Source organism: Priestia abyssalis, assembly GCF_002019595.1.
Lineage (GTDB): Bacteria > Bacillota > Bacilli > Bacillales > Bacillaceae_H > Bacillus_BA > Bacillus_BA abyssalis.
On the sequence record NZ_KV917369.1, the window covers coordinates 3,432,533 to 3,458,370 of the forward strand.

Annotated in this window: 27 protein-coding genes and 2 pseudogenes; 7 read left to right on the forward strand and 22 right to left on the reverse strand. The window is 42.7% G+C overall.

Annotation, left to right across the window (positions count from 1 at the left end; all coding sequences use genetic code 11):
- Nucleotides 1-13 precede the first annotated feature (13 nt).
- The 4 genes and pseudogenes from BK575_RS16545 to BK575_RS16560 form a co-directional block, all read right to left on the reverse strand.
- Nucleotides 14-493: pseudogene (locus BK575_RS16545) on the reverse strand (MFS transporter); the annotation flags it as partial.
- Nucleotides 415-615: a hypothetical protein gene (locus BK575_RS16550; RefSeq protein ID WP_078411743.1), complete on the reverse strand. Its 201-nt coding sequence runs from the start codon at nt 613-615 to the stop codon at nt 415-417. The gene BK575_RS16550 and the pseudogene BK575_RS16545, both read right to left, overlap by 79 nt.
- A 140-nt stretch (nt 616-755) precedes the next feature.
- On the reverse strand, nt 756-3,047 hold the full coding sequence (locus BK575_RS16555) for a helicase C-terminal domain-containing protein (protein WP_139368062.1): 2,292 nt from the start codon (nt 3,045-3,047) through the stop codon (nt 756-758).
- A gap of 126 nt (nt 3,048-3,173) precedes the next feature.
- Nucleotides 3,174-5,186 (reverse strand): methyl-accepting chemotaxis protein, encoded by a 2,013-nt coding sequence (locus BK575_RS16560; RefSeq protein WP_078411745.1) that lies wholly within the window; start codon nt 5,184-5,186, stop codon nt 3,174-3,176.
- A 221-nt stretch (nt 5,187-5,407) separates the two neighbouring features.
- Here BK575_RS16560 and BK575_RS29415 point away from each other — a divergent pair, with 221 nt between their 5' ends.
- Nucleotides 5,408-5,542 carry a hypothetical protein gene (locus BK575_RS29415; RefSeq protein ID WP_268877742.1) on the forward strand — a complete coding sequence of 45 codons (135 nt, stop codon included), beginning with the start codon at nt 5,408-5,410 and terminating at the stop codon, nt 5,540-5,542.
- 266 nt (nt 5,543-5,808) lie between these two features.
- Here the strand turns inward: BK575_RS29415 and BK575_RS16565 are convergent, their stop codons facing one another.
- On the reverse strand, nt 5,809-6,243 hold the full coding sequence (locus BK575_RS16565) for a hypothetical protein (protein ID WP_204524908.1): 435 nt from the start codon (nt 6,241-6,243) through the stop codon (nt 5,809-5,811).
- Between the two features lie 18 nt (nt 6,244-6,261).
- Nucleotides 6,262-6,612 carry an ASCH domain-containing protein gene (locus BK575_RS16570; protein ID WP_078411749.1) on the reverse strand — a complete coding sequence of 117 codons (351 nt, stop codon included), beginning with the start codon at nt 6,610-6,612 and terminating at the stop codon, nt 6,262-6,264.
- 638 nt (nt 6,613-7,250) lie between these two features.
- Here BK575_RS16570 and BK575_RS16575 point away from each other — a divergent pair.
- From BK575_RS16575 to BK575_RS16590, 4 genes are all read left to right on the forward strand, one after another.
- A complete protein-coding gene (locus BK575_RS16575) occupies nt 7,251-7,649 on the forward strand; it encodes a cytidine deaminase (protein WP_078411751.1) in 399 nt (132 codons plus the stop codon).
- A gap of 34 nt (nt 7,650-7,683) precedes the next feature.
- Nucleotides 7,684-8,865, forward strand: a complete 1,182-nt coding sequence (locus tag BK575_RS16580; RefSeq protein WP_078411753.1) for a NupC/NupG family nucleoside CNT transporter — start codon at nt 7,684-7,686, stop codon at nt 8,863-8,865.
- 343 nt (nt 8,866-9,208) lie between these two features.
- Nucleotides 9,209-9,646, forward strand: coding sequence for a DUF1641 domain-containing protein (locus BK575_RS16585; RefSeq protein ID WP_078411755.1), 438 nt, complete (start codon nt 9,209-9,211; stop codon nt 9,644-9,646).
- A gap of 54 nt (nt 9,647-9,700) precedes the next feature.
- Complete coding sequence (locus BK575_RS16590) at nt 9,701-10,885, forward strand: NAD(P)/FAD-dependent oxidoreductase (RefSeq protein ID WP_078411757.1); 1,185 nt, start codon at nt 9,701-9,703, stop codon at nt 10,883-10,885.
- Between the two features lie 199 nt (nt 10,886-11,084).
- On the opposite strand, the gene BK575_RS16595 is transcribed toward BK575_RS16590, so the two are convergent.
- The 10 genes and pseudogenes from BK575_RS16595 to BK575_RS29510 form a co-directional block, all read right to left on the reverse strand.
- Nucleotides 11,085-11,375 carry a DUF3817 domain-containing protein gene (locus BK575_RS16595; RefSeq protein ID WP_078411759.1) on the reverse strand — a complete coding sequence of 97 codons (291 nt, stop codon included), beginning with the start codon at nt 11,373-11,375 and terminating at the stop codon, nt 11,085-11,087.
- Between the two features lie 426 nt (nt 11,376-11,801).
- Nucleotides 11,802-12,929: a GerAB/ArcD/ProY family transporter gene (locus BK575_RS16600; protein WP_235867399.1), complete on the reverse strand. Its 1,128-nt coding sequence runs from the start codon at nt 12,927-12,929 to the stop codon at nt 11,802-11,804.
- Nucleotides 12,930-12,947: 18 nt separating this feature from the next.
- Nucleotides 12,948-13,178, reverse strand: a complete 231-nt coding sequence (locus BK575_RS16605) for a hypothetical protein (protein WP_078411761.1) — start codon at nt 13,176-13,178, stop codon at nt 12,948-12,950.
- 6 nt (nt 13,179-13,184) lie between these two features.
- On the reverse strand, nt 13,185-14,378 hold the full coding sequence (locus BK575_RS16610) for a Ger(x)C family spore germination protein (RefSeq protein ID WP_078411763.1): 1,194 nt from the start codon (nt 14,376-14,378) through the stop codon (nt 13,185-13,187).
- 24 nt (nt 14,379-14,402) lie between these two features.
- Entirely contained in the window at nt 14,403-16,001 is a 1,599-nt protein-coding gene (locus BK575_RS16615) for a spore germination protein (RefSeq protein WP_078411765.1), read from the reverse strand.
- A 255-nt stretch (nt 16,002-16,256) separates the two neighbouring features.
- The gene (gene cyoD, locus BK575_RS16620; protein ID WP_078411767.1) at nt 16,257-16,565 is read right to left on the reverse strand and encodes a cytochrome o ubiquinol oxidase subunit IV; all 309 of its coding nucleotides are present in this window, start codon (nt 16,563-16,565) and stop codon (nt 16,257-16,259) included.
- Nucleotides 16,495-17,061 (reverse strand): annotated as a pseudogene (locus BK575_RS16625) (cytochrome c oxidase subunit 3); the annotation flags it as partial. The pseudogene BK575_RS16625 and the gene cyoD, both read right to left, overlap by 71 nt.
- A 103-nt stretch (nt 17,062-17,164) precedes the next feature.
- A complete protein-coding gene (locus tag BK575_RS28725) occupies nt 17,165-17,341 on the reverse strand; it encodes a hypothetical protein (protein WP_169907453.1) in 177 nt (58 codons plus the stop codon).
- Nucleotides 17,342-17,370: 29 nt separating this feature from the next.
- Nucleotides 17,371-17,673 (reverse strand): cupredoxin domain-containing protein, encoded by a 303-nt coding sequence (locus BK575_RS29505; RefSeq protein WP_328589516.1) that lies wholly within the window; start codon nt 17,671-17,673, stop codon nt 17,371-17,373.
- On the reverse strand, nt 17,674-17,829 hold the full coding sequence (locus BK575_RS29510; protein ID WP_328589517.1) for a hypothetical protein: 156 nt from the start codon (nt 17,827-17,829) through the stop codon (nt 17,674-17,676).
- 325 nt (nt 17,830-18,154) lie between these two features.
- On the opposite strand from BK575_RS29510, the gene BK575_RS16635 reads away from it, so the two are divergent.
- Together BK575_RS16635 and BK575_RS16640 are read left to right on the forward strand one after the other, a co-directional pair.
- A complete protein-coding gene (locus tag BK575_RS16635; RefSeq protein ID WP_078411769.1) occupies nt 18,155-18,907 on the forward strand; it encodes a polysaccharide deacetylase family protein in 753 nt (250 codons plus the stop codon).
- Between the two features lie 316 nt (nt 18,908-19,223).
- Nucleotides 19,224-19,406: a YolD-like family protein gene (locus BK575_RS16640; RefSeq protein WP_078411771.1), complete on the forward strand. Its 183-nt coding sequence runs from the start codon at nt 19,224-19,226 to the stop codon at nt 19,404-19,406.
- 167 nt (nt 19,407-19,573) lie between these two features.
- Here BK575_RS16640 and shc read toward each other — a convergent pair whose 3' ends face one another.
- From shc to BK575_RS16670, 6 genes are all read right to left on the reverse strand, one after another.
- Nucleotides 19,574-21,472 (reverse strand): squalene--hopene cyclase, encoded by a 1,899-nt coding sequence (gene shc / locus BK575_RS16645; protein WP_078411777.1) that lies wholly within the window; start codon nt 21,470-21,472, stop codon nt 19,574-19,576.
- A gap of 144 nt (nt 21,473-21,616) precedes the next feature.
- On the reverse strand, nt 21,617-21,931 hold the full coding sequence (locus BK575_RS16650) for a DMT family transporter (protein ID WP_078411779.1): 315 nt from the start codon (nt 21,929-21,931) through the stop codon (nt 21,617-21,619).
- Nucleotides 21,928-22,266 carry a DMT family transporter gene (locus BK575_RS16655; protein ID WP_078411781.1) on the reverse strand — a complete coding sequence of 113 codons (339 nt, stop codon included), beginning with the start codon at nt 22,264-22,266 and terminating at the stop codon, nt 21,928-21,930. Before BK575_RS16655 ends, BK575_RS16650 begins: the two co-directional genes overlap by 4 nt.
- A gap of 364 nt (nt 22,267-22,630) precedes the next feature.
- Nucleotides 22,631-23,599 carry a sugar phosphate isomerase/epimerase family protein gene (locus tag BK575_RS16660; RefSeq protein ID WP_078411783.1) on the reverse strand — a complete coding sequence of 323 codons (969 nt, stop codon included), beginning with the start codon at nt 23,597-23,599 and terminating at the stop codon, nt 22,631-22,633.
- Nucleotides 23,600-23,687: 88 nt separating this feature from the next.
- Nucleotides 23,688-24,701, reverse strand: a complete 1,014-nt coding sequence (locus tag BK575_RS16665) for a Gfo/Idh/MocA family protein (RefSeq protein ID WP_078411785.1) — start codon at nt 24,699-24,701, stop codon at nt 23,688-23,690.
- 13 nt (nt 24,702-24,714) lie between these two features.
- Nucleotides 24,715-25,740, reverse strand: coding sequence for a Gfo/Idh/MocA family protein (locus BK575_RS16670; protein ID WP_078411787.1), 1,026 nt, complete (start codon nt 25,738-25,740; stop codon nt 24,715-24,717).
- Nucleotides 25,741-25,838 lie beyond the last annotated feature (98 nt).

The window sequence follows — 25,838 nt, forward strand, 5'->3', positions numbered from 1 at the left end:
TTCATAAAAATGATCAAACTGGAACTCTCTTATATTTTGTTAACACAACATAACAAGCAATGGCAGCCATTTCACAACCTGCAATGACGATTCCCATCGGCAAAGCGGTTTGCCCTCCGCCCAGGCCTACTAATGGAGCCATGAGCGCTCCTAAAACAAAGGGCAGCAATCCAAGCAAAGCCGCTGCACTTCCTGCCGCCCGCTGATGGTTTTGCATGGCTAACGAAAAAGCGGTAGTCGTCACGATCCCGACACTCGATACGACGAGAAACAGAGAAAGGAGAATTCCCGCAAGCCCCGCTCCCGCTAATGTCATCAAAAGCAACAACAAGCCTCCGGCACCCGCTGTACCAATTCCGATGGTAAATAGCTTTTGCTCGCGAATCTTTCCTGCCAGCCGGCCTGTGACTTGGCTTACGATAATGATTCCGATGCCGTTAATGGCAAAAAACAGACTAAAAGTTTGCGGTGAAGCACCAAAAATGTTTTGGACAGTGACGGCAAATACATATCAATCGATAATGGGCCGATTGCTGCTAACGATCCCAGCACAAGCGCCATCCATAAACGCCGTGATTTTGCAGATGAATATAAAGCAGTATCAAGCTCTTTCATGTATAAACACCCTTCCTCTCCTCAGTTTTTACCCTTTACTTATCAAAAGCAGAATAAGCATTACTTACACAGGGTAAACCCTCTATTTGCGGGAGAGTCAACGATTTAATACTGGAACAGTGCCTTATTTACATATCTCTCTAGCCAATGACCGTGAACTCTTTCCACTCGTTCGGAAGCAAGGAATAATATTTGGAAGATAAAAATCGGTCGTCCACCAGCACAATGGTGCCGTGGTCATCTTCCGAACGGATAAGCCTTCCCCCTGCTTGGAGCACTTTGTTCATACCCGGGAAAATATAAGCATAGTCATACCCGTTTTTCCCCTCATCATTGAAATAATCTTTCATGATGTCCCGTTCACGGGAAAGCTGGGGAAGTCCGACACCGACAATGACGACCCCGTTCAGGCGATCGCCTTTTAAATCTACCCCTTCAGAGAAAATGCCTCCCATCACGGCAAAACCAATGAATGTCTCCGCATTCTCCGCTTGAAAAGCAGCTAAAAACTGTTCCCGGTCTTCTTCTCCCATCCCCGTGTCTTGTATAATGGTGCACACTTCAGGATGCCGTTCGGTGAAATGTCCGTACACATCGTTCAAATATTGATAAGAAGGAAAAAACACAAGGTAATTTCCCGGACGGCTTTTGACGAGTGTAGAGAGCATCCCTGTAATTGGCTCCTTCGTTCGTTCTCTGTCACGATATCTTGTCGATAAGGGCTGAATGAACACTTCAAGCTGCTCTTTCGTAAACGGGGAAGGAATTGAAATCGTAAAATCCCCCTCCTGTCCCCCCAACACTTCTTTATAGTAATGAAGCGGCGAAAAAGTCGCTGAAAAATAAATTTTGGAGCGATACCCCTTCCCCATCTGTAGAAGAAGATGAGAAGGATCCAAACAAAACAGTTTGATGGTCACTTCGCTTCGTTCAAGCTGTCCGAACGTCACATAACGTTCATCATATAGATTGGCAATCCGGATAAAACTGTTCGATGAAAAATAGGCATCCAACAGCTTCTCATAAGACTGGCCTTCCTGCTGGCTGGCCAATTCCTTTTCTGCCTGGAGCATAAAGGCTTCAAGAAGGGGCAACAGTTCTTCCAACATGTCTTTCATAACAAAATGTGCCTGCTCACCGTATTGCTTTTTCAGTTCGAGTAGATATTTATTTACAGCATCCGCCGTTTGACGGATCGCCTCATTTCTTCCTTTGAACTCCCGCTTCAACTGCAAAAAATCAGACTTATTGAGTGATGTTGAAAACATCTCCCGCGCCCTGTCCACGAGGTTATGTGCTTCATCCACAAGCAAAACCGTTTGTTTCTTTTGTTCTTCCAAGAAGCGCTTTAATGAGACACGGGGATCGAACACATAATTGTAATCACAGATGATTGCATCCGCAGAATACGCCGCATCCAATGAAAATTCAAATGGACAAACACGATGCTTTCTGGCATATCTTTCAATCACGTCCCGATTCATCATCATTTCATTTGATAAAAGATCGAGAACGGCTTCATTGATACGATCATAATAACCGTCCGCAAATTCACAGTATGTTTTCTGGCAGATCGTTTCCTCTTTAAAGCAGACCTTATCTTTTGCCGTAATCGTCACAACATTCATGCAAAGGCCGTTCGTTCTCATGAGAGAAAAAGCCTCTTCTGCCGTTGTCCTTGTAATTGTTTTAGCAGTTAGATAAAAAATTCGCTGTACAAGACCTTCACCGATTGCTTTAACAGCAGGAAAAATAGTGGAAATGGTCTTTCCGATTCCCGTAGGTGCCATCGCAAACAGGCTTTTTCCGTCCAGCATGGTTTTATAAACGGCACCCGCCAGCTTTCGCTGTCCTTGGCGATAAGCTCCAAATGGGAACCCCATGTTTTGAATGCTTATGTCCCTCGCTTTTTGGTGTTGTTTCTTTAATGAAGCATATGGGGCAAATCGTTTGATTACATCAAGCATAAACGTTTCCAACTCGTGAAACGTGACGGTTTGGCTAAATCGCTTCGTTTCCTCTGTTTCAATATGAGTATAGGTCAGTTGTACATTCATTGAATCCAGTTTATGCTCCTTGGCATACATGTACGCATAGCATTTTGCCTGGGCCCAATGAACCGGATATGTATCTTCTGAAATAAGATGCAAACCTTTGACCGTTGACTTAATTTCATCTACCGTCACTTCATCTCCGGAGAACAAGAGGCCGTCGCATCTGCCGTCAATTAGATACGTCAACCCTTCGTATTGAAACTCAGCTTTCACATACACTTCTCTTTCATCAGATTCCTTGTATGTTTTTTGTATTTTTTGATGGGCTTTTGTCCCTTCAGTCATCGTACTGCTTGTACGGAAACCGGACTCTATGCTTCCGCTTCGGAACACATACTCCACCAATGACCTGACGGAAATTTTGATCTCAGTTGACACATGGCTTCACCTCTTTTTTCGGATTCAACTATCGCATCTATCCATACTGTAACATGAAAAAAGAAGAAAAAAGAGAACCGCTGTAAAAAGCAATTCTCCTTTTTAAAACAAATTATGGTGAAAATCTTACATTTTAAATCTATTGACCGTATCTTGTAAGTCCATTGCCAGCTTGCTTAATTCATGGATGGACTGAGTGATTTGCTCGATAGATTCTAATTGTGTATGAGCAGAAGCAGCGACTTGATTTGTGCTCGCAGCAGCCTCGCTTGCAATGCTTGCCACTTCCTCAACAGATGCCGTAATTTCCTCGGTGCTTGCTGACATTTCTTGAGAAGTTGCGGCAATCTCTTGAATTTCCCCGGATACTTGCTGGATGGATTGAAGAATAGACTGGAATGATTGGCCTGCAGTATCCACAATTCGCAGACCGCTTTCTGCTTTTTCTTCCCCCTGTGCCATCACCGCTACAGCTCTGTCTGTATCCGCTTGAACGGTCCTTATAAGGTCTGCAATTTGATTGGCTGATTGTTTTGATTCCTCGGCTAATTTTCTCACTTCATCGGCCACGACCGCAAATCCCCGTCCATGTTCTCCCGCTCGTGCTGCTTCAATCGCTGCATTTAAGGCCAGCAAATTCGTTTGATCGGAAATTTGCGTAATGACTTCAATAATCCGTCCGATTTGCTGGGAGTGATTTCCGAGAAGTTTAACAAGTGAACCGCCCTCTTGTACAGACTGATTGATGGATCGCATTTGTGCCGTCACTTCTTCCAGCACTGCATTCCCTTCACTGGCATTTTTAGATGCTGTAATAGAAGAATCCGAGACGAGACTTGAGCTCTCCGCGATCCGTTGAACACCGGCTGAAATTTCCTCCATTGCACGTGCTGATTCTTCCGCGCTCGTCATTTGCGTTTCCGCCCCTGCTGCCACTTCCTGAATCGCAATTGTCACTTCTTTCGTCGTTTGGGCCGTTTGCTCCGAACCGGCATTCAGCTGCTGGGTGGAAGAGGCTAAATGTTGAGCTGACTGATTGATCTTTGTCAAAAGCTCTCGAAGCGAATTCAGCATATGGTTGAAGCTCGTTCCCAGTTGTCCAATCTCATCATTAGCGATTACTTCAACTTGTTCCGTTAAGTCTCCTTCACTTACTTTTTTCGTCACAGCTGCCATCTGCCTAATCGGTTTCATAATAGAGCGAATGACAAGAAAGACGAAGAAACCGCCGACGAAGATCATGATGGCAATCACCCATAACATCATATCCAAAATGGGTTTAGCCGTATCTCTGGCCTCAGCTTGATCCATCGTCCCCGCTATTTTCCACCCAGTTGTTGCATTAGTGACGAATATCATTTGTTTGGATATCCCGTCACTCTCATAAGTAAATTTTCCTTCAGCCCCTTGCGACATAGGACCTGATATCTCTGGAGGCAGCTCACTTCCCGGTTCTACTGATGGATGAAAAGCCATTTTCCCATCAGCATCCACCACAAAAGGATAACCTTTTTCGCCTATTTTGGCCTGTGAGATCGTTTTTTGAAGATTGGCCACTTCGACATCAAACCCTACAACCCCGCTTCCATCTTTCAGAACAGAGGCTACAGTAATGACATATTTCCCAGTCGCTGCATCCACGTAAGGGGCCGTGATAACCGACTCGCCTTGATGCTCCATCGCTTCTTTATACCAAGGCCTCTTTCTCGGATCGTAATCTGCTGCCCTTTCAAAAACAGGCTGATCAATCATCTTGCCCTCCGACGTACCGACATATACCATGACTAACCCTTCTGTCGTATTATAAAAATCCTCTAGTTGTGTACGAAGCTCTCCATATGCAGGATCTTGGAATAAATCTTGATTGAATCTGGATGCCAAAAAATCAGCCTGTTCTTTTTTCGACTGTACGGTTGCATCTATTAAACTATTAAGAAGCTGAACGTTTTCATTTGCGCTGGATGTAATCTCTTCCCGCAAATGCGTTTCTGCACTCTCATAAGATGCCAGCCCGATAATGAGGCTGGGGATTAGTAAAACAAGGGTAAAAGACAGAATAAGCTTTCTGCTCAGCGACCCTCCCTTCAACAGTTTGTTTCTCTTTGCTGAGATCTTCCTGGTAGATTTTTCTCTTTGCATGTTGTATGCTGTCCTCCTCGAAGAATTTTCTAAACACACTGGTTTTAATTATAGTAAGTTGGAACTAGAATAACAAGAGAGGAAGACCTTTCCACACAAATTATCTTGAACTTTAGAGAAGAATTCTTATGCCGTAAGCTGACAATGTCAAAAAATACAAAGTAAAGGTTTTGAATAAATAATAGGAAAAATTGGAACGATGTAAACGAGGTGATTGCAGGATGAAAAAAGAGCAAAATAAGGAGCCTTTTAAATTAAGTTACGAGTCGGATGAAACAATGGGCAAGAAGGAAAAAACAAAGGATACTGATGTCGAGGAAGTGGAGTTTTTTAATACGACGCAGTCAAGTGAGTAAAATGTAAAGCTTGGCTTGTTATGAAAAAAGATGACTCAAAGGATGGTCCTTGCGTAAGAAGCCGATGTCCTCAAAAAAAAGGCTGACCCATAAGTTTCTAATAAAACACAAAAACTGATTTTTATTGAAAGGCCCCTTCAACTAATCCCTTGGTTTTACTAGATTTTCATGAAGGGGCCTTTCAGGAGGATGGGTCAAAAGGGTTTCTTTTTCCCCTTTTGACCCATCCTCTCTTATTTCTTTATCCTCTGAAATTCAATTTCCCTTTACCATAATACAGGCTTTGCGACCATCAGCCAGAGCATCACCATTAGAAGGAAAAGATACATCCAAATCGCACGGTGAAGTGTCCGTACCGCAGCCTCCTTCTTCTGGCTGTGTTCCTCAATTTTCCTGATGGTCGGCGAAAAGGCCCGGGCGAGAAAAAACAACGAACTCACTAATATGAAAATCGTCGCTGCAATCCATGACGCTCCCCATGTCCAGGGACCGGCAATGACAAGCAAGATTCCCGAAGCCACCAATACATGTCCCGCATGCTTGGAGAGCCTGACAACAAACCGGAAAGCATCGAGGTAGATTCCTTGTACGGAAGCCTCAGCAGATCGCAACTTCCCAATCATCGGGATAAGGACGACAAACGGCCCGATGGACAGAATAACACTGGAGATATGTATATACAAAAGAAGTTTATACAAGATGCTCATGATTTCGTCAGATTATTTTTCAACGGCGCGAAACTCATGAACCCATACTCTCATCTGCGGAAGCCAAGGCATTCCGGGATGGATGGATAAGATGGATTGCTTGTACTCTTCCACGCTTTCATATCCTTCCTGTCGGGCATGTTCATCCGTCAACTCGCCAAGAGACTGGGAGTATACGCTTTCAACGACAAACTCCTTATCGTTTAAATTCATGATTTCACCAATATCCGCATATCTGCCATTGCGGCGTGTAGCCGTTTTTTGTCCCGCCAATACTTTTTCGACATCTGCCGGAAGAGTAACGAGACGTTCGATTGTACAGGTTTTAGGGGGCAGCGCATTGTTTTCATTTTGAGTTGTCATAAAAATTCCTCCTTATTGTTAGTGAATACCACTTAACATTACCATATTTTTATGGAAGTTTGCATTAAAAGGATAACATCCAGTTTTCGATTGTTTGTATCAAAGCATCTTCCCTTTCCTTTTTTGCTTTATGACCCTTGTAGTTTAGATAGTTCGTCTTTTTTCATTCTTACCGTCACATATTCGTCTATAGGACCAGTTCCTGCCGTTCCCCGATTTTCAAATATTTGCATGTTTTCCTCTACCATCACTTTAGGCTTCAACACAAGGAAGACAAGAAGGGAAATACGAAGAGAAAGCAAAACGATTACAAAAAAATTGCCTCTCTCTCTTTTTTATAGTTGAAAAATGATCATTTTACGAGTATAGTGTAATTGTCAGAGGTCAGACATCATACGATGGAGTGCTGAAAACAAATCTCCTTTATGTTATTAATCTTTAAAAATATTAAATCTGATTCTCTCTCGATTAACGTCAATCTGGCATTAATTGAAACCGCTATCATATCACGCAGATTTTGCAGCGGCGCTTATAGAAAGTTACTATCTTTCATTTAATGGACAGCAAGACGATGCTGATGGCGTTTTAATTTGACGATCAAACATTACTAATACATCTATATGAACGGAGTGAACAAAATGAACATTCAAACACTAATCAACGAAGCGACTGAGGCCCGTAAACAAGCACATGCCCCCTACTCCACTTTCCAGGTTGGCGCAGCGGTCCTGACAAAGAATGATAACATCTACCGCGGTTGCAATATTGAAAATGCATCGTACGGCTTAACGAACTGTGCAGAAAGAACGGCATTGTTTACCGCGGTTGCAAACGGGGAAAAAGCCGTAAAGGCCATTGCGATTGTCGGCGATACGGACGGCCCCATTTCTCCATGCGGAGCATGCCGTCAAGTGATGGCTGAATTTTGCGATGAGCATACGAACATCATTTTAGCTAATTTAAAAGGAGATGTGTATGAAACCACGATCCAAGAATTACTTCCCGGTTTTTTCTCGTCTCAAGACTTAAATAAATAATCATCGGATAAAGAAAACTTTGCGGAGGTTTGACATGCAATATTTAATTTCGATTTTAGGATTGTTCATTGTGCTTGGATTAGCATTTGCAGCCAGCAGCGATCGAAAAAACATTCAATATAAACCGATTATCATCATGGTAATCATTCAATTACTGTTAGCTTATGTCTTGTTGAATACAAAATTCGGCTTGGTACTCATTACAGGAATCGCGAGCGTTTTTGAAAAACTTTTAGCCTACGCGGCTGAAGGAATCAACTTTGTCTTCGGTGGAATCGCCAACGAGGGACAAATGCCTTTCTTCATTAATGTATTGCTCCCTATCGTCTTCATTTCTGTGTTGATTGGTATTTTTCAACACTTCAAAATCCTTCCTTTTGTGATGAAAGGAATCGGATTGCTTTTGAGCAAGATCAATGGAATGGGTAAATTGGAATCGTACAACGCAGTCGCTTCTGCCATGGTTGGACAATCAGAAGTATTTATTACCGTAAAAAAACAGCTCGGCCAATTACCGCCGCATCGTTTATACACATTATGCGCTTCAGCGATGTCAACGGTTTCGATGTCGATTGTCGGTGCTTATATGACGATGATTGAACCCCGATATGTTGTGACAGCGATTGTTATCAATTTGTTTGGCGGATTTATTATCGCTTCTGTCATCAATCCTTATAAAGTAAATGACAGTGAAGATATTTTAGAAGTTCAAGAGGAAGAGAAACAAAGCTTTTTCGAAATGCTGGGAGAATACATTCTTGATGGATTTAAAGTAGCTATTATCGTCGGTGCCATGCTGATCGGTTTCGTTTCATTAATGGCAGCGGTCAATAATGTATTTGATTTAGCATTCGGCATTACTTTCCAGCAAATTTTGGGATATGCGTTCGCTCCTTTCGCCTTCATCATGAGTATACCGCTTGCCGAAGTCGTTCTAGCCGGCGGCATTATGGCGACCAAACTCGTTACAAATGAATTTGTCGCAATGATGGACTTGGCGAAAGTTGCCCCTGAAATGAGCCCGCGTACATTAGGCATCATTTCCGTATTCCTCGTATCATTTGCCAACTTCTCATCGATCGGCATTATTGCCGGTGCGGTAAAAGGCTTGAATGAAAAACAAGGAAACGTTGTGGCCCGTTTTGGATTAAAGTTATTATACGGTGCTACTTTGGTTAGTGTGTTATCAGCAATTATTGTAAGTTTTGTTTTATAATCCCAATAAAAAGCCCGTCATTTCTCAATAAATTGAGAGATGGCAGGCTTTTTGACTATATGAACAATACGTTTCACTTACTAACTCGACACACCCTTATCTCATCAAGAGGCATCCACAATTGATCGTCCAGACAATTTGAATCCGTCCTAAATGTCTAGACAATTTGGTATGACCTTTGAGGGCCATACCGAATGTCTAAATCCATACATTTTGTGTTCATATATTGTGTAATATTTCACGAATTCTCTTGAGTTTTCTATGGAGACAGAGTTATCATAAGAAAGGGGATTCATACATCCTATACATTTAGGAGTAATACTATCGCAGAGGAGAATTAAATATGTCACAAACATTGACTCAAACAAAGCCTGAACAAGAAACAGTTAATTTGTCTATTCGCCAGGAACAACTGGATATCCTTGATCAGCTATTAAAGCCTGAGGTTCAGGAGTCCTTAACGACTCTTGTAGAACAGCTGCCGAAATTGACGGAGCTTGTAACCGTTCTGACTAAGTCTTATGACTTTGCTCAATCAGTCGCTACTGATGAAGTGTTAAAAAATGATACAGTCAGCGCAATCAAAGAAATTGCAGACCCTGTAACAGATACAGTTAAACAAATCGCGGCAACAGCTATCGAAGCGAAAGACCGTGCAGAGGAAAGCAATGAAGTAATTGGCCTTTTCGGTCTTTTAAGAATGTTAAAGGACCCGCAAGCACAGAAACTTTTCCGTTTCGTAAATGCTTACCTTGAAATCAATGCTACTCGCAATAAATAAATAGATTAATAGTTCATTTTACATTCTACTTAGTAAAAGACGGGGGATTAAACTATGTCAAAACATATTGTCATCTTAGGTGCAGGTTATGGCGGACTTTTAACGGCTTTAACCGCTCGTAAATATTTAAATAAAGCAGAAGCAAAGATTACTGTAGTAAACCAATACCCTACACACCAAATCATCACGGAATTACACCGCCTTGCAGGTGGAACAATCGCTGAAGGCGCGGTTTCTTTATCTTTAGAAAAACTTTTCAAAGGGAAAGATATCGATCTTAAAATTGCCAAAGTTGATTCTTTCTCCGTAGACAACAAAGAAGTAAAGCTTGCTGACGGCTCTACTTTATCATACGATGCCCTTGTTGTCGGCTTAGGAAGTACAACAGCTTACTTCGGTATCCCAGGACTTGAAGAGCACAGCATGGTGTTAAAATCTGTTGCTGATGCTAACAAGGTTTACAACCATATTGAAGACCGCATCCGTGAATATGCGAAAACGAAAAATGAGGCAGATGCAACAATCCTAATCGGCGGCGGCGGATTAACCGGCGTTGAATTGGTTGGTGAAATTGTTGATAATATGCCGAAAGTGGCTAAACAGTATGGCGTAGATCCGAAAGAATTGAAAATCATGCTTGTTGAAGCTGGTCCAAAAATTCTTCCGGTTTTACCAGATCATTTAATCGAGCGCGCAACAGCAAGCTTAGAAAAACGCGGCGTTCAATTCTTGACAGGCCTTCCTGTAACAAATGTTAGCGGAAATGAAATTTCTTTAAAAGACGGCCAAAAAATCGTTGCCAACACGTTCGTTTGGACAGGCGGAGTTCAAGGCAACCCGCTGGTTGGTCAATCAGGACTTGCGGTAGATCGCGGCCGTGCAACGGTTAATGAATACCTTCAATCGACTTCCCACAATGACGTATTTGTCGTTGGTGACAGCGCTGTTGCTTTCCCTGAAGAAGGCGGCCGTCCATACGCACCGACAGCACAAAACGCATGGCAAATGGGTGAGCTTGTTGGATACAACCTATTCGCATACTTACAAGATAAAACATTTGAAAAGTTTGCTCCAGTAAACTCTGGTACACTTGCAAGCTTAGGTCGTAAAGATGCGGTTGCGACAATCGGAGCAAATGAAACTCCGCTTAAAGGCTTACCGGCTACTTTAATGAAAGAAGCAAGTAACGTTCGTTATTTGTCACATATTAAAGGATTATTCAGCTTAGTGGCTCATTAAAAATAAAAAAGAGGATGACTGAAAGGGCAAAACACAGCCTTGTCGGTCATCCTCCTGAAAGGCCCCGCCATGAAAACCCTGTAAAATCAAGGGATTGTGTGGCGGGGCCTTTCAGTAAAAATCAGTTTTTGTGATTGATTAGAGCCTTATGGTGAACAGCTTTTTGTATTACCCTTTCATTTTTTGCAATTAAGATCGATTACAAATCTTTTCGCAAACGGGTATCGAGCACGAAAGTGCCAAACGGCAGCAATGATGCGATAAAGGCCCCAACAACACGAATAAAAGGCCAACGATGCTTAAACCATACAACAACCAGCATCAGGACGAAAAGAACAAACAATACACCGTGTGCCATTCCGAAGATTTGAACAAAAATAGGAAAGTCAGCAAAATACTTAAGCGGCATAGCGATAAAAAGTAGAATCAAATAAGAAATTCCTTCAATAATACCAATTCTGCGCAACAGGCCAATAGTCGATTTCCCCATATGGCCGTCCCCCCTTTATGAAAAAATGATCTCCTATAACATTCTATATGTAGATACGTTCAAAAACTAGTCTAGTTTCAAACTCTTATATATATTTCACTTAATAACTAGACACATCTTCATTCAGTTGAAAGACATCACAACCGGCAATCCAGACAGCTTGAATCCATCTTCAAGGGTTCACCTAAGCGGATGGCGCCAACCCCGCAAGGGGGGTGTCAGCCGCTTAGGTCTAGAAAATTTGGCATGGCCGTTCTTTGGTCATGTCGAATTTTCTAAATCGATCTATATAGCTTTGAGGTGGGAGTCTTCTGTCGGTAAATGATTAAAGCGGCATAAACAGACAATGAACCCCACCTATCGCTTCGTGCCGCAGGTGGGGTTTCTTGTCACTCCTCTCTCAACGGATAAAGCGATGGCGGGCCTTCAACCTTTATGGTATTGTGCTTTAATCGATTTTTTTCGCATCGCATAAACGAGCAGTAATAAGAGCGGTAAAAACAGGCCAATCGATAAAGCATATGGAATCCACGTTTCGTTAACCCATGTTTGCATATAATTCACATTCGGGGAAACGATGAGCGATAGCACAATTAAAATCATTCCGAGCGGGAGAGCCAGGGTCCGAACATCGTTTAAATGGAAGATTTGTCCGATTCCAAGCGTAACGACGTACATATAGATAGTGACCCTAAAATAAAGCGAAATGAACCAAACAATGGCGATGAGTGCTTCCATACGCTGCAAAAAGTTCCCGATGTTGATTTTTTTGGCAAGCACATATGTCGGATATAAATTTCTTGCTGTCAAATCCGCACCAAGGACTAACACACTGAGCGCGATGGTCATGAACAACATCATACCGCCCATAATGGCCCCGGCAAGCAGACTTTTTCGTGCATTGTTTGCGTTTTGAATATATACAGGGGCGAACATTAGCAATACGATGTCCGGCAAAAAAGCAACGCTAAGGAACGTCAACACACCTGTCCAAATCGGCATTAACCCTCCAGCGAATACAGGCTGAACATTTTTAAGTTCGATATTTGGAAAACTTAAACAAATCAGCACGACAAAAAAGAAGATAAACCATGGGAATAGAAGTTCTGCGGTCCGGGCAATTGTCTCCAACCCGAGCCGCATTCCCATGATGACTATCGCGCCAAAAAGAATGTGAATCGCTTCGACCGGTGTTTCATTTAAAATTTGCGTTCTCATGAAGTTTCCTAAATAATATAAAACCCCCACTGGTCCTCCTAAAAATAACGTGACAATAAGGAAAAATGCGACCGTTTTCCCTAGCCATTTCCCTAAAATCGCTTCCATCATTTCAATTAGATTCATGTTAGGCAAAAGGTTACCGATTGTTGTATATAAAAAGATCAGCAATAAACCAATAGCATTTCCAATGGCTGCTGCAATCCAAGCATCTTGCTTTGCTTGTTGGGCTAGGCCGGATGTAATGATTAGCACGGCGGTCCCTACTGTAAACAGCGCCGTTAAAACCATTAATTGGCTTGCCGAAATTTTTCCGCCCTCCATCTTGTTTTCCATCTCTTCATCGTTTCCTTTCTAGCTCAATAAACTTAACAGCAATTTGCTAAATGGCTTGTATATGGCGGCAATCGCATCTAAAGGATTGGGTATCGGGAAATGGAGAGCCTTTGCCATGCTGAGCGCTGTTCCAATGAAAAAAAGTACGAAAAAGGCAGCAAGCTCTTTTTTTTGTTTTCTTTTTAAAAATCCCGGCACTTCGATTATAAGAATGAATATTGCAGCTCCCATTACAAAAATAACCGCCATATGTTTTTACTCCTTCATCTCTCTCAAAACGGAATTTCCTACCGTCCCGATGCCTTCAATTTTCACCTTTATGTTCACCTCTGCCGGGATGTCGACAAACACTTCATTCCAGTTCTTTTTCACCTTTTTCCAATACGCTGGATCCTCGCGGTAAATGGCCTGTCCGAACCCAAAAATGTCTGTCTCCAGCTCTTTTGCTTTTTTGATCGCAGCTTCACTATGTTCTTTCATCACCTTTTCCGTCTTTTTTTCCAGCTGCTTCAGTGTGTTTGATTTCATTAAATCAAGACTTTTGCATTCAACATCTCCTACACTCCCTATCGCTTCAATGTTCACTTCAACTTTTGCTTCACCGTTCTTCACCCTTCCTTTTATCTTCGATGTTGCCCTCATAATTTCAATTCCGACTTTTCCGCCTTCGGAGCAAGGCACTTGGATAACTGTACTATCAAGCTTATCCACAATGTTTGTATAGCCTTTGCTTTCATCTTCATTTAACCAGCCGACGAGCTGATCTTTTTTAAATACGGCAATATCTTCATATTGCAGCTGTGCCTCAGGATCAATTTCCTGCATATTCGTCCTTTTTTCGCCTGCCTCTTGGCTGCCGATCACCTTTACTCCTGTTAAAGCAGGGTTAATCCCTTCCCCAATGAGATTGGCAATGAATTCATCCAATGTAACGGATACTGTTGGGGCCCATACCTTTTCGGAGACTTCAAGTGCGGTAAACAGTTTATTAGAGGGGATTTTTTCGAGTGGAAGCAATATTTTCAACACATTTTCTGCTTTTGTATCAGAAGCGACCGCTAAATAAAAATCAGTCCGCAATTCGTGATCTCTTGATAAAAAATCCAGTATCTCCCCGATTCCTTCTTTCGCTGCTTCTTCACCGATGACAACCATTCGAAGGTGGGCAACGTAAATCTTTCGGGGGGAAATCGTCGTCACTTTTCGAAGAGCCTCGAATATCGTATCGCCCTTTTCTTTAAACATGACCGCCGTTGCCCCCTCTCCTCCCCCCGCCTTTGAGGCTACTTCTCCAGGATTGACGACTTGGAACGAAACGACATACTGTCCATCGACTTTATCAATGCCCATTCCAACCGCGATGGCAAGGGTGTTTAATTCTCGGCGGTTCCAACAGCCGGTCAAAAAAACTAATAAAACGACTAGGACGATGATTATTTTTCGCTTCATCCGTTCACCTCCGCTTTTCGTCATCTAGTTTGAATTTCTTGTTTTCGGCTTTGAAGGAGGGGGCGTATTGGCTTTCACGGAATTTCCCTTCGTAATATAGCGGGGACGAGACGACCACTTCCAAATCGGGGCCCGGAAAATCCCGTCTTTTTGTTCGGACAAAATAAACGGGGCAAAAGGACTCATATACGGAACACCGAATGACCGCAAGCTGGATAGATGAAGAAGCATGGCAACTAAACCGACGAGAATGCCGAATAAGCCAAAAGCGGCGGCAAGTCCCATTAAAATAAAGCGTAACATCCTGACTGCAATCGCAATATTGAACGATGGCAGCACAAAGTTCGCAATCGCTGTAATCGAGACAACAATGACCATGGCGGCCGAGACGATTCCCGCTTCCACCGCAGCCTGGCCGATGACAAGTGCACCGACAATCGAAATCGCCTGCCCTACCGCCCTTGGCATTCGGACACCGGCCTCCCTTAAAATTTCAAACGCCACTTCCATCATTAGCGCTTCAATAAAGGCCGGAAACGGGACTCCTTCCCGCTGTGCGGCCAAACTAATGAGCAACGGCGTCGGCAGCATTTCTTGATGATATGTCGTAATGGCAATATATAAAGAAGGCGCCATTAAAGCGATGAAAAAGCAAAGATAGCGCAGCATGCGAATAAGACCAAAATCGGAACGGTGATAATAATCCTCCGCCGCTTGGAAGTATTGGATAAATAGAGCGGGAACTAACAAAACAAATGGTGTTCCATCGACTAAAATGGCAATGCGCCCTTCAAGCAAGCTTGCTGCCACAACATCAGGCCGCTCTGTATTGTAGACGGTCGGCCACGGGGAGTATACTTCATCTTCAATCAATTCCTCAATATTGCCGCTTTCTAAAATGCCGTCAATATCAATTCGATCAAGGCGGGCATGCACTTCTTGGACGATTTTATCGTTGGCGACTCCTTTTATGTACATGATGGAAACGTTCGTTTTTGTCCGCCTTCCTATTTTTTTGTTTTCAAGCCAAAGATGCTGGTCTTTAATCTTTCGGCGAATCAGCGCCGTATTTGTCCGTAATGTTTCGGAAAACCCTTCCCTCGGGCCGCGAATGACCGTTTGAGCGGACGGTTCTGTTACACCGCGGTCTTCCCATGCTGTCAGCCCGATGGAAAATCCCTTTGAACAGCCTTCGAGCAAAAAAATAGTATTTCCTGATAACAAGGCCGTAAACAACTCGTCATAATCCGTGATGGGCTGAATGTCTCCTACAGAAAGGATAAATTCCTGCAGCAGCTCATATGAATTGTGTCCAGCGGCAATTTTTCGTTCCCACTCTGTTCCCCGTATATTAAGCATGAGCGGCTCGATAATAAACTCTTGAACAGATTGTGTATCGGAAAGCCCATCCGTATAAAAAAGAGCGATGTTGATTGTCTGCTCGCTTCCAAGTTTCATTTCCCTTACAATAATATCTTCACTATGCCCTAAAGTCGTTTTAATTTTATTTATATTTTCTTGAAGATTTTCTTTTAAAGGTTCCGTTTGAATCATGTTCTCTTTTCCTTCACCTTGTACAGGCGCGGGCGGTTTCCATTTCATCGCTTTTTTTATAAATTTCATGCGAACTAAGACCTCTCGATTTAAATTCCCTAGTGTGTTCTATCTCATTATCGACGAAACAGGTCTGTTTCAAACTCGAACTTTATCGATTTCATACATAATGGGCACTCTATTTTATTCGTGCCCTCTTTGTCCTTCATCCATCTATCTAAAAAAACACAAAAAAGTCGATGATTCACAACATTAAGTTGTGAATCATCGACAATATTGGGTAGAAAACTATATTCATTCGCAAATGCTTACGGGTGTTTAACTTTATTGCACTTGCGAATTAAATGTCATGATCCACATCGAACCGGCGACGATGGTAATGACGAAGACGATTCCGAGAATTAATGCCATGACATTATAGCGCGGTTTTTCACCATCTTTAATGTGCATGAAGAAAAACAGCTGTACGAGAAACTGCAGAACGGCCATTCCCATGATAATGACAGAAAGCGGTCCCCTGCTTAGCCAATGGTTCAATACCATGACAAGCGGAATGATCGTCAATACAATCGAAAAGATAAACCCAATCGTGTATGCTTTTAATGACCCATGATGTTCCTGATGTTGTGACATCTGTAATGCCCCGGCGTTTCAATTGAAAAATGATGGCTGCCATCCATACTAATCCAATCGATACGTGGATACCATGTGTGCTGACGAGCGTATAAAAAGCCGTTAAAAATGCACTTGTTGAAATGGTTGCACCTTCGTGCACCATGACGCGAAATTCATTGATTTCCAAACCGATGAACGCTAAACTTAATAGTGCCGTTACAATCAACCAGCCTATTAAACTTTTAACCTTCCCTTTTTGCATGGCGAGCACAGCCAAGCCGCTCGTGAAACTGCTTGTCAATAGAATGAACGTTTCAGCGACAAACCCCGGAACTTCAAATAGTTCTTTCCCGGTAGGGCCTCCGGCTGTGTGGTCCCAAAGGACGGCATATGTTGCGAACAACGCCCCGAATAAAATACAGTCTGTTACAAGAAACAGCCAAAACCCAAGTACTTTGATCGATTCATGCTCTTCATGGTGATGCTCATCATGATATACTACAGCATGTGCCATTATTATACCACCCTCCCTATTGAGGCCTCGGTGCTTTTAATCTCGTCAACCGGAATATAGTAATCAGAATTATATTGGAACGAGCTCGCAAGCATGCATCCCGCTACTCCAACCAATCTGAAAATCGCCATCCACGCCATAACCATTTCCACTTTTTAAAATAAGTTAGCACAAAAACAATTCCAATCATCGTTAAAACGATCGCGACATCCGCACCATAAATGAGCGGTTCACCTGTTACAAAAAATTCCGATGCGAAATCCTTCAACTTATCGAACAAAGTGGGTTCCTCCTTTCCTTTATTTCAAATTATTTACTTTCAAAGTTCGGTCCGTACCGCAGACCGCAAAGCGCTTCAAGAGAGGTTTTAGCATTGTGTTCCATATATTCTCCGCCGTTTTTCATCACCGTGTCATAGAACAAAAGCGGAGGGATAGATGAGAATGACATTTTTTCTGCCACACCCGGCATTGTATATACTTGGCCGCCAAGCTGCGGCACCCAGAAAGAATTCATCGGAGCGTCTGATGTAAGAACAAATTGAACCGGCTTGTCTTCTGGAATTTCCACATAGTTGACAGTCGCAATGTCTTCTTCTGGATATTGGAACAACTATTTCCAATCAAGCGATGTAACTTGAATCGTAATTGGTTTTACATTCGGATCAGGCGGCTCAACCAACTTATATGTCGCCTTCGCGGTGAAGAAGCCAAGAATACCTGACGATCGGAATCCCCCACCAAATGATTTCAAGTGTTTTACTATCATCCCACTCCGGTGTATATGGAGCGTTGTTTCCCGGTTTATCACGGTAACGGAACACGATATACACAAGAAGGCCTGTAACGGGGATGACGACAATTGCACATAAAATAATGGAAAAAATAATGAGATCCTACTCTTTTTGCGCAACCGGCCCTTGCGGATTCAATACAAAGTAACGGTTATCGCATCCTGCCAGCAAGACCATCGCCATTGCTGCCATCATCCATAGCTTGCTTTTTTTCAGCCACTTCTGCCTGTTCATCCGGGATAAAAATGGACATGCTCCGGAACACTATGACCAAAAGGCAGTGAGAAAAGGAGGAATAACATGAGAATATTTGTGATGTTGGTTTTGATGCCTCTCATGCTCGTCTTCAGTTTTCCTTTGCAAGGGGCAGCACAGCAGCGAATTCCGATTTTAATCTATCACTCGATTGATGAATTTAAAGGGAGCGGTTCCAAAGAATTATACGTAACACCTGAAAATTTCGAAAAACAAATGAAGTATTTAAAAGATAACGGCTATACATTGTTAACGTTTGAACGCTGGAAAGAGATTGACAAGGTCAATAAACCCATTTTTATTACACTCGATGACGGTTATAAAAATAACTTGAATGTATTAAAAGTATTTCAAAAACTTCAAGACAGAACCTTCCAGCCTGCCGCAACGCTGTTTATTATTTCTGATTTTGTCGGCCGTTCCACTCGTCTATCAAAAATAGAATTAAAAAACCTGGCCGAATCGGGCTTTTTCTCGATTCAGTCCCATACGGCCACACATCCTGATTTGACGAAAATAACAAATTATGAATATGAATTAAAACAATCCAAAGAAAAAATTGAGAAAATGATAGGCAAACCGGTTATTGCCCTCGCATACCCTTATGGCAATTTCAATGACCAGGTAGTAGCTGAAACGAAAAAATACTACCAATTCGGCCTGACGACAACACCGGGTCCTTATGAAAAACAAGGAGCGAAAAACGAGCGTTACCTCCTCCCCCGGATTTACGTGAAATATTCAACAACGATGAAAGAATTTAAGGAATCCGTCCAATCAAACGAAAGGAACCGCTAACAGATACGAGAGCTTTTAAACTGATCACAAAATGCTTATTACTGAAAGGGCACGACACTAAATTCCTAATTTTACTGGATTTTTGGCTGGGTTTTTTAGAAAAAATGACTTAAAAGGATATGTTTATCCTTTTAAGTCATTTTTTTGTTCAAAGTTTCACAATTTGTTCAAAAAAGATGTAAACGCTTTCTTCGTTTTGTTGTATAATAGATTTATCGTAGCAATAGCAGTTTCTTTTATCCTCCAATAACACTAGACAATCCGTCCGACAGATTGTTTCATACACATTACTACTGCTTAGAAAGGAGATATGGAGATGATTTTGAAAGCATTGCGAACAAAGCTTCCTATTACCATCAACTATTATCAGAACGGTTCATTGAAAACGTTGACAGGCCGTGTGTGCAACCTGAATTTGAATGACCAAACTCTTTCATTAAAAGACGACAAAGAAAAAGTTTTTTCTATCCGTTTAGCCGGCATTAAGGAAATTTATTAAAGAGGATGACAAAAAAGGGTTAATTTTTAACCCTTTTTTGTCATCCTCCTGAAAGGGCCCTTCATGAGAATCCAGTAAAATAAAGGATTTAGTGACGGGCCCTTTCAGTAAAAATCTTTTTTGTGGTCTTTTTAAAAATTTATAATACAACCATTTTTCAATAAAAATCAGTTTTTATGATTAATTACAGATTTATTATCCGCAGGGAGATAAGCGCGCTTATATTTCGCAAGGGTGAGGAGCGCCCAGGCGTTGTTTAAGCTGTGATAATAGAAATAGGCAGTGCCGGGAAGGCCCCCTCCTGTCGGGTATGTGCTTTTCCAGTCTTTCTTATCTAACGATCGGATTAAGAATTCCATTCCGCGGTTGATTTCGGCCGTCGGCTTTTCATGTACTTCAATCAATAGTTCAAGCGCCCAAGCCGTCTGGGAAGGTGTACTTGACCCAAGCGGGACATATTCTTTCACAACATCACTCTTCGCCGACTCTCCCCATCCCCCGTCTTCGTTTTGAATGCTAAGTAACCAGTTGGAGGCCCGTAGAATAGCAGGATCTCGTTTCGACATCCCTGCTGAAACAAGCCCGAGAGCAGCCGCACTTGTTCCATGAATGAAAGAAATCCCCCATCGTCCAAACCAAGAGCCATTGGATTTTTGCTGTTTTCTTAACCACTTGACCGCTTTTTTCACTTGAGGATGGTCTTTTTTCAGGTCAGTATCTTGACCGAGAAATTGAAGAACCCTTCCTGTTAAATCAGGTGTAGGAGAGTCCGCAACAAACTCTGCTGACCCTTCAAATGGAATCAATTTTACCATCTTCTTATCTGTATTTTTTTCGAAAGCAGGCCATCCCCCCTCCTCATTTTGCATGGACAAAAGCCAATTTAACCCGCGCTTCCATGCTTCCTGATATGATGCTTCCCCTTTCATGGCACGCAATGCCATTGCCGTACAATCCAAATCCGGGTATTTTGTGTTAACATCCGAAAACCCCCATCCCCCTGGTTCGGCTTTTGGATTATGGATGCTCCAATCCGTCTTTTGACTTTGCTGCCGCGAAAGCAAATACTTCCCTGCTTTTTGGATGGTTGGATCCATGACTGGAACGCCGGCTTCTTGTATCGCCTGACTGACTAATGCGGTATCCCATACTGTTGAAGTGGCCACTTGTAAATGAGACCGTTCCTCTGTTTTGCAAACTAATGTTTTTAATCCTTGAACGGCGTTGCTTATAGCCTTTGAATCGCTTGAATAGCCAATGGACAGCAGGGAAAAGATCATTAATATTGTTGATGTGGAGTAAGTGAGAAGCGTTCCATCAGGCTCGATACGTTTGAGCATAAATATTTCAGCCTGCCTTAACGCTTTTTTATGGATGCGGTCGGAGATAAGTGGAAGTGATTTGGCTGCCAACTTCAAGGTTTGAAACAAAAGAGTGATGGAGGAGTACTGTTTTTTGGATTTTTCGCCTTGTACGTAAAGATCACTCACATCTGGAGTATACCGGCTTTTCATGGAATAATTGCGGTCTGCTGCAATCATGATCGGTACAAGATGAACTCGGCTATGGCCGGACAAGTCAAAGATATTCAGCGGAAACCATTTGGGAAACAGAATGAATTCGACTGGAATGCTTATACCCTTTGGCCATTGGATTTGACCGGTCAATGCAAGAAGTACTTCTGTCAGCAAGCTTTTGACATTTAACAACCCTCCGTTAGCTGTGATAAATTGTTTTGCTTTTTGCATCATCGGATCATCTTTTTGTACATAACGTGAATAAAGCAAGGCGTAATAAGCCTCGACTGTGGCGTCCAGATTTCCCCCGTCATCATGGAACAGCTTCCATGCTCCGTTTTTGGCTTGCTTGCCGAGAAGCCGCTTAGCAAGCATGCGAATAAGCTCCTCCTCTTCGATTTCCAGCGTTCGTAAAAGAATGATTAAATAGGCGTCTGTAACAGGACCGGTCTCTAAGCAATATCGCCATGCGCCATCCGTACTTTGATATTGGTGAAAAGACTGAACAAGGCCGGCAATTGTTGATTCAACGTTCTTTCGTAAAGTCAATTTACCCCTCTCCCCTTATCGGCATTCTCTTATATCATGAAAAACTGGTAAACAGAACCCGCCGCTGTCTTTGTAACAAAATATGTGAGGGCCGGAGAAAATGTTCAAAAGAAGTAAGCGTGCAGCCAATACGAATGAGATCCCTTAAGATGTCATTCGTAAGCCTATGACACCAGCCAAGACGAAACAGAGTGATAGATACTGAAACAAGCTGAAGCGTTCTTTGAACCAGAGCACACCAACTGCCGTGATTCCGATCGTTCCAACTCCCGTCCAAACCGCATAAGCAACACCCGCAGGAAGGACGACCATAGCTTTTGACAGACAGTAAAAGGAAAACATAAACCCAATGACCATCACAAAAAGCGGCCATTTTTTTCTTGTACCATCCATATATTTCATCGCAACCGTTGCAATAATTTCCTCAATTCCCGCTAATATTAAATAGCCCCAAATCATTCTTGTTCACCTTCCATTTTTTTATCGTTTTTCTGGGTGAATATCTTCATCCCAACAACCCCGGCTAATAAGATAAGCACAAAAAATAGTTGTTTCATAGAGTAAGGCTCACCTAACAAAATTCCGACTGCATAAGTTCCAACCGTTCCAATCCCTACAAATACGGTGTACGCTGCCGCAATTGGAATCGTTCGATACGAGCGGATAAGCAGCATGAAACTCACGACAATTAAAGCTGTCGTTATGGCCCAATCACCGAATGAATCGGCATGCTTAAGTCCTGAGGCCCATGCCACTTCCATCACTCCTGCAATGAACACAAGTAGCCAATTCAATTTTAAAACCTCCATTATGAATGAATATCAGTCATTTTATCATAAACTACTCATACATTACCAGTTTAATAAAATTATTTTTCTATCATTAGTTACTACACCATACTCATTTTGTTTTTCTGAATAACATATATACAATACTAAATTAAGAGTGAAAAAATGTCAGAGCTTTTTTTACCCGTTTAAAAGGGAGAAACGAAGTGCCTCCGGTAGACTCTGACGCTTTTGGCTTCTTGAATAGGAACTAAAAGATCTTTGAATAAGCAGCTGGGAAGAACCCGTAAGGGAGCTTCCCAGCTGCTTATTCCTAAATAAATGAACATGGGTGCTTTTTGCCCATGTTCATTTATTTAGGTGGATTACATTACACCCACCACATTTGCGATGGCGTTTCTTCAATCAATACAGATTTCAAGTTGGTCACCGCACGCTTGAATCCTTCTTCAATTGACATGATTGGATCTTCATGCTCGATGCTGACAACATAATCATAGCCATATGTACGAAGCGCGCTCATCATGTCAGACCATTCCTGCAGCCCGTGCCCGCAGCCGACCGAACGGAATGTCCACGCTCTCGTTTGAACTTCGCCGTATGGCTGCATGTCCGTCAAACCGTACATGTTCACGTTTTCCTGATCGATGTATGTGTCTTTTGCATGGAAATGATGGATCGCATTTTCTTTCGCTAAAATTTTGATCGCCGCAACCGGGTCGATTCCTTGCCACCATAAATGGCTAGGGTCTAAGTTGGCACCGATTGCGTCACATGTTTCTTCACGCAATTTTAACAGTGTATATGGTGTATGCACTAAAAAGCCGCCGTGAAGTTCAAGACCGATTTTCACGTTATGGTCTTTTGCATATTGCCCGACTTTTTTCCAATAAGGGATTAATTTTTGTTCCCACTGCCATTTCAACACGTCACCGTATTCGTTCGGCCATGGCGTGACAGGCCAGTTCGGATACTTTGCGCCTTCATGGTCGCCTGCTGTTCCTGAGAAACAGTTGACAACCGGCACGTTCATCAATGAAGCCAGTTTAATCGTCTTCATCAATGTCTCATGAGACTCCTTCGCAAACCCCGCTTCCGGTGAAATCGGGTTTCCGTGGCAGCTGAATGCGCTGATGATCAGATCATGGTTCTCCAGCTTTTGAAGATACTCTTTGCGTAAGCCTTCATCTTCCAATAACGCATCCAGGTCACAATGATTATTTCCCGGATAGCACCCCGTTCCGATTTCAACGGCATGAAGTCCTGCCGCTTTCACGGTGTCGAGCATATCCTCGAACGATTTATCCGCGAATAATACTGTAAATACGCCTAATTTCATGTTAACTCTCCCTTTCTTTGTTGGTTACTAGCTGCTGGCTATTAGTTATTAGTTGCTAACAGCTAAAAACTAATAGCTGTTAGCCCAGTTATTTTGCTGCGCTTGCATAAATTTCATCAATGATTTGCGATACTTGTAAGGCTTCTTCCGGTTTGACGACAAGTTCAGCTGTTCCAAGGCATGCATCAATAAAGTTTTTCGCCTGCGGAAGGCCTGGATTGTCTTCACCTTGTATCCATCCGGCTTCACTGTTCAGGAGCATCCCGTTTTTTGTCGTATACAATTCAAATGGGAAAACACTGATTCCGCCTTCGGTACCGGAAATGCTTACATGTTCCTCGTCATCCTTAATGTTCGCCGCCCATGATGTTTCAAGCAGCAAGGATGCCCCGTTTTCAAACTTAATATAAGCCGTTACATGGTCGTCTACATTAAATGTTTCATGATTGAAAGAGCCCCATTGATTCACTTGATTCGGCATTTTACTTAATGTATTGTATGTACTTCCGCTCACCGATACGTGATTCGGGTTGCCCATTAACCAAAGCGCCGTGTCAAGCAAGTGGCAGCCATAGTCAATCAAGCTCCCGCCGCCCTGCAACTCCTTATTTGTGAACACGCCCCAGCCCGGTACTTTGCGGCGGCGCAGTGCCTTCACTCTCACAACGAGAGACTCGCCGACTTCTGCCATCATGCTTTTCGCAGCCTGAACTTCCTTCATAAAGCGATAGTGATAGGCAATGGCAAGCACTTTATTCGCTTTTTCCGATGCTTCAATCATGGCTTCACATTCTGCCGGAGATAAGGCCATCGGTTTTTCGCATAGAACATGAACGCCCGCTTCCATTGCCGCAATCGTAATTTCAGCATGGAATTTATTTGGTGTGCAAATACAAACCGCATCCACTTCTGCAAACAAGTCGTGATAGTTCTCAAACACATGCGGAATATCATATATTTGGGCCACTTCTTTAGCGCGTTCTGTGTTTACATCACTAACCGCCGTGATGGTACATGTATCCTTCAATTGTTGAAAAGCCGGGATGTGGCGGCCTGTTGCAATGCCGCCTACCCCGATAATGCCTAATCGAAGCTTGCTCATGATGCCACCTCTCTTACACTCGTGTAATTTGTTTTGTGTCGTTTGATTCAAGTGCCGCTAAAATGACATTTAATGATTTCATGCCTTCTTTTCCATTAATAAGAGGCTCTTTATCATTCAGCACGCAATCAATGAATTGTTCCACCACATGAGAATTTTTCTGGCCGCCCTCTTCATTTGACTGAATTTTGCCAAGCTCGTATTTGACCACTTCACCATTTGTGTATTGTACAACCATTGAATAGTTTGGATCATCTTCTAAACGGATAATCGCTTTTTCCCCGTAAATGACCGTAGAATTATCTTCGCCGCCTACATAAGCCCAGCTCGCTGCAAGTGTTCCGATAATGCCGCTTTCCGTTTTCAATACGCATACCGCATTATCATCGACATCGCCGAAATCTTTTGCGCTTGTTTTTACAAATGCGCCGACTTCCACAAATTCTTCCCCAAGAATATAGCGAAGAAGGTCTGTTTTATGAACGCCCAAGTCACCCATCGCTCCGATAAATGCCTGTTCTTTTTTGAAGAACCAGCTTTCTTTGCCGTCTACGCTCCAGCCTTCAGGTCCGCCATGTCCAAATGCCGTACGGAAGCTGTAAATTTTGCCGATTTCCCCGCTTTCAATCAATTGACGGGCTTTTTGGTGTGATTGAACGAAGCGCTGGTTATGGGCGATCATCAATTTTTTGCCGCTCTTTTCAGCCGCTTCGATCATCGCTTCTGCCTCTTCTTTTGATGTCGCCATTGGCTTTTCACACAATACGTGCACACCTGCATTAAGCGCCGCAATGGAAACTGGAGCATGCAAATAGTTTGGTGTACAAACGCTCACTGCATCAACTTCACCGCTTTGCACTAACTCTTCATAGCTCGTAAATGCTTTCACACCGTATTTTCCCGCTACTTCTTTCACGCGTTCTTCATTAATATCGCAAACTGCGACAAGCTCCACATTTTCATTCATGGCATGCTCTGGTAAATGACGGTGCTGAGCAATACTTCCGCATCCGATTACGCCTACTCTTACTTTTTTCATTATGATTTCCCCCTCGTTTTTTCCGTATATTTTAGCTTTATATTACGAATCTAAGTAAATTTCTCACTAGCATTTTTTATACTTTATATGGCTTTTTT

Coding starts and splice junctions, on each gene's coding strand:
- BK575_RS16550 (WP_078411743.1), bottom strand. CDS start 615: ATGAAAGAGCTTGATACTGCTTTATATTCATCTGCAAAATCACGGCGT.
- BK575_RS16560 (WP_078411745.1), bottom strand. CDS start 5,186: ATGCAAAGAGAAAAATCTACCAGGAAGATCTCAGCAAAGAGAAACAAA.
- BK575_RS29415 (WP_268877742.1), top strand. CDS start 5,408: ATGAAAAAAGAGCAAAATAAGGAGCCTTTTAAATTAAGTTACGAGTCG.
- BK575_RS16570 (WP_078411749.1), bottom strand. CDS start 6,612: ATGACAACTCAAAATGAAAACAATGCGCTGCCCCCTAAAACCTGTACA.
- BK575_RS16575 (WP_078411751.1), top strand. CDS start 7,251: ATGAACATTCAAACACTAATCAACGAAGCGACTGAGGCCCGTAAACAA.
- BK575_RS16580 (WP_078411753.1), top strand. CDS start 7,684: ATGCAATATTTAATTTCGATTTTAGGATTGTTCATTGTGCTTGGATTA.
- BK575_RS16585 (WP_078411755.1), top strand. CDS start 9,209: ATGTCACAAACATTGACTCAAACAAAGCCTGAACAAGAAACAGTTAAT.
- BK575_RS16590 (WP_078411757.1), top strand. CDS start 9,701: ATGTCAAAACATATTGTCATCTTAGGTGCAGGTTATGGCGGACTTTTA.
- BK575_RS16595 (WP_078411759.1), bottom strand. CDS start 11,375: ATGGGGAAATCGACTATTGGCCTGTTGCGCAGAATTGGTATTATTGAA.
- BK575_RS16600 (WP_235867399.1), bottom strand. CDS start 12,929: ATGGAAAACAAGATGGAGGGCGGAAAAATTTCGGCAAGCCAATTAATG.
- BK575_RS16605 (WP_078411761.1), bottom strand. CDS start 13,178: ATGGCGGTTATTTTTGTAATGGGAGCTGCAATATTCATTCTTATAATC.
- BK575_RS16610 (WP_078411763.1), bottom strand. CDS start 14,378: ATGAAGCGAAAAATAATCATCGTCCTAGTCGTTTTATTAGTTTTTTTG.
- BK575_RS16615 (WP_078411765.1), bottom strand. CDS start 16,001: ATGAAATTTATAAAAAAAGCGATGAAATGGAAACCGCCCGCGCCTGTA.
- cyoD (WP_078411767.1), bottom strand. CDS start 16,565: ATGTCACAACATCAGGAACATCATGGGTCATTAAAAGCATACACGATT.
- BK575_RS29510 (WP_328589517.1), bottom strand. CDS start 17,829: ATGATAGTAAAACACTTGAAATCATTTGGTGGGGGATTCCGATCGTCA.
- BK575_RS16635 (WP_078411769.1), top strand. CDS start 18,155: ATGAGAATATTTGTGATGTTGGTTTTGATGCCTCTCATGCTCGTCTTC.
- BK575_RS16640 (WP_078411771.1), top strand. CDS start 19,224: ATGATTTTGAAAGCATTGCGAACAAAGCTTCCTATTACCATCAACTAT.
- BK575_RS16650 (WP_078411779.1), bottom strand. CDS start 21,931: ATGATTTGGGGCTATTTAATATTAGCGGGAATTGAGGAAATTATTGCA.
- BK575_RS16660 (WP_078411783.1), bottom strand. CDS start 23,599: ATGAAATTAGGCGTATTTACAGTATTATTCGCGGATAAATCGTTCGAG.
- BK575_RS16665 (WP_078411785.1), bottom strand. CDS start 24,701: ATGAGCAAGCTTCGATTAGGCATTATCGGGGTAGGCGGCATTGCAACA.
- BK575_RS16670 (WP_078411787.1), bottom strand. CDS start 25,740: ATGAAAAAAGTAAGAGTAGGCGTAATCGGATGCGGAAGTATTGCTCAG.